This is a genomic window from Streptomyces pseudogriseolus (assembly GCA_002154585.1).
Lineage (GTDB): Bacteria > Actinomycetota > Actinomycetes > Streptomycetales > Streptomycetaceae > Streptomyces > Streptomyces pseudogriseolus.
This window is the reverse complement of the sequence record MUNG01000269.1, coordinates 1-3,023: the sequence shown is the minus strand read 5'-3', so window position 1 is coordinate 3,023 and position 3,023 is coordinate 1. Positions and strand designations below refer to the sequence as shown.

General features: G+C 71.7%; 3 protein-coding genes. All 3 read right to left on the bottom strand.

The window, feature by feature from the left end; translation table 11 throughout:
• Nucleotides 1-57: 57 nt before the first annotated feature.
• Nucleotides 58-915 carry a thioesterase family protein gene (locus CCN29_RS22755; protein ID WP_086684091.1) on the bottom strand — a complete coding sequence of 286 codons (858 nt, stop codon included), beginning with the start codon at nt 913-915 and terminating at the stop codon, nt 58-60.
• Nucleotides 916-998: 83 nt separating this feature from the next.
• Nucleotides 999-1,667: a trimeric intracellular cation channel family protein gene (locus CCN29_RS22750; RefSeq protein ID WP_006134183.1), complete on the bottom strand. Its 669-nt coding sequence runs from the start codon at nt 1,665-1,667 to the stop codon at nt 999-1,001.
• A gap of 69 nt (nt 1,668-1,736) precedes the next feature.
• Nucleotides 1,737-3,023, bottom strand: a 1,287-nt coding sequence (locus CCN29_RS22745) for an ABC transporter ATP-binding protein (protein WP_086684088.1), incomplete at its 5' end; no start/stop codon positions are given.

Below are 3,023 nucleotides of genomic sequence, written 5' to 3'. Positions count from 1 at the left end.
CGTCCCGGGGGCGCCGCCCCCGGACCCCCGCTCCTCAAGCGCCGGAGGGGCCGATCGTCACAGCCGCACCCGGGCCAGCTGGCGGGACTGCGCGACGAGGCGGCCGGCGCTGTCCCAGACCTCGGCGTCCTCCTCCAGGAAACCGCCCGCGAGGTTGCGGGTGGTGATGGACACGCGCAGGGGACCCGGCGCCGGGCGGCAGCGGATGTGGACGGTCAGCTCGACCGTCGGGACCCAGCCGGTCAGGCCCATCTCGAAGGCGGTCGGCGGCAGCGCGTCCACCGCGAGCAGCAGCGCCATCGGATCGGGGTCCCGGCCGTCGGCGAGACCGAACCACCCGCGCATCTCACCCTTGCCGGACGGCTTGCCGAGGGCCCAGCCGAGGGTCGACGGGTCGAGCTTCAGCATCAGCCGTCCGGCGATCTCGGAACTTCCGTCGACCGGGGCGGGGCCGTCCTCGGGGCCGAAGCACTGGTCCATCGGCGGCAGCGCGGGCGGCGCGGCCGTCGTACGGACGTCGTCGGGGAGGGAGTCCAGGTCGCCGTAGGAGGCGAGGACCCGGATGCGCTCCACCTCGTTGCCCTGCTCGTCGAACTGGAAGAGCGACGCCTGCCCGGTGGACAGCGTGCGTCCGGTGCGGACGGTCTCGGTGCGGACGACCGCCGGGCCCGGCTGAGAGGCCGTCAGGTAGTGCGCGGAGACGGTGAACGGGTCGGGGTGCGGAAGCGCGTCCGCGAGCGCGCGGCCCAGGACGGCCAGCAGATAACCGCCGTTGACGGCGTTGATGATCGTCCAGCCGGCGGAGAGGTCGATGTCGTAGACGCCGGGTTCCCGCGCGGTGAGCGCGGTGTCGCGGTCGAACTCGCTGTCACCGATGGCGGCCCGGATGGCCTGGGCGGAGGCTGCTTCTGGCATGGCTGAACAGTACAAGAAGATAATACTAAGCGGTAGCTTTGTTCGTCCCGTGAGCGTCGGGCGCCTGCACCGCCCGGTTCGGCTCAGGACGGAGGCTGCTCCTCCACGACCGTCGAACGGCGGTGCCAGGCGCGGGGCGCCCGCCAGTGGTACCGCATGGCGAGCAGCCGCAGCACGAAGGCGGTGACGGCGGCGGTGGTGCTGGTCACCGGGTTGAGCGCGTCGAAGCGCAGGCACAGGGCGACCATGGCCGCGCCGACGATCGCGGGCACCGCGTACAGGTCGCGGTCCCAGCGCAGCAGCGAGGGCACCTCGTTGGCGAGCACGTCCCGCAGCACGCCGCCGCCGACCGCCGTGGCCAGGCCCAGACAGGCGGACGCGGTGAGGCCGAGCCCGTAGTCGTACGCCTTGGTCGTGCCGACGACGCAGAAGAGGCCGAGGCCGGCCGCGTCGAAGACGTTGACGGCGCTCTGGATGCGCTCGACGTGCGGGTGCAGGAAGAAGACGAGGACGGTGGCCAGCAGCGGGGTGACGAAGTACCCCAGGTCCGTGAACGCGGCCGGCGGGACGGCGCCGATGATCAGGTCGCGGAAGAGACCGCCGCCGAGGGCGGTGATCTCGGACAGCACGGCCATCCCGAACACGTCGAAGTTCTTCCGGACGGCCAGCAGGGCGCCGGAGATGGCGAAGACGAAGATGCCGATCAGGTCGAGTGTGTGCAGGACGGACGGGCTGAACAGTTGCTGAAGCACTTGCATATTGTGGCGTAGAAAGAAGCCCTCGCCTTGCAAAGCAAGGCGAGGGCTTCTTTCTGGCGCCGATCAGACAGCCTTCTCAGGCTCCTCGGAGGGCTCGGCCTCGTCGGAGGCAGCCTCGGGCTCGTCGGCCTTGGCCGGCTCGTCCTCGGCCTTCGCCGGCTTGTCCTCGGTCGCGGCGGGCTTCTCGGCCTCGGCGGGCTCTGCGGCCTTCTCCGCCTCCGCGGCCTTTTCCGCCTCAGCGGGCTTCTCCGCCTCGGCGTCCTCGCCGGCCTCCGCGGCCTTCTCCGCCTCAGCGGGCTTCTCCGCCTCGGCGTCCTCGCCGGCCTCCGCGGACTTCTCCGCCTCCGCCGGCTTCTCCTTCTGGGCCGGGATCTTCGCCGGGGTTTCGGCCGCCGGCGTGTCCTCCGCCGGCGCCCCCGTCTCCGGCGTGTCCTCCGTCGGGTTGTCGTCGACGCCCTCGCGCGTCGCCGACACGACCTCGCCCTTGGTCAACTGGAGCTTCCCGGACGCGATGTCCTCGGCGTAGTGGCAGGCCACGCGGTGGCCGCCGCCGATGTCCCGCAGCTGGGGGCGCTCGGTCGAGCAGCGCTCGGCCTGGGCCCACGGGCAGCGGGTGTGGAACCGGCAGCCGGTCGGCGGGTTCGCCGGCGAGGGCAGGTCACCGGTGAGCAGGATCCGCTCGCGCTTGTCCTCCACCTCCGGGTCCGGCACCGGCACGGCCGACATCAGGGCCTTGGTGTACGGGTGCTTCGGCTCGGCGTAGAGCGCGTCGCTCGGCGCCTCCTCGACCAGCGCGCCCAGGTACATCACGCCGATCGTGTCGGAGATGTGCCGGACCACCGCGAGGTCGTGGGCGATCACCACGTAGGTCAGGCCGAGTTCCTCCTGGAGCTCCTCCAGCAGGTTGATGACCTGGGCCTGGACCGACACGTCGAGCGCGGAGACCGGCTCGTCGCAGATGATCACGTCCGGTTCCAGGACGAGGGCGCGGGCGATGCCGATGCGCTGCCGCTGGCCGCCGGAGAACTCGTGCGGGTAGCGGGCGAGCGCGTTGGAGGGCAGGCCGACCTTGTCCAGGATGGCCTTGATCTTCTCGCGGCGCTCCTCCTGGTCCTTGCCGATGCCGTGGGCGATCATGCCCTCGGACAGGATCGACTCGATGTTCTGCCGCGGGTTGAGGGAGCCCAGCGGGTCCTGGAAGACCATCTGGAGCCGGCGCCGGAAGCGGCGCATCTCCTCTCCCGGCAGCTTCGCCAGGTCGGTGCCGTCGAGGACGACCGAGCCGTCGGTGATGTCCACCAGCCGCAGCACCGACCGCCCGAGGGTGGTCTTGCCGCAGCCGGACTCGCC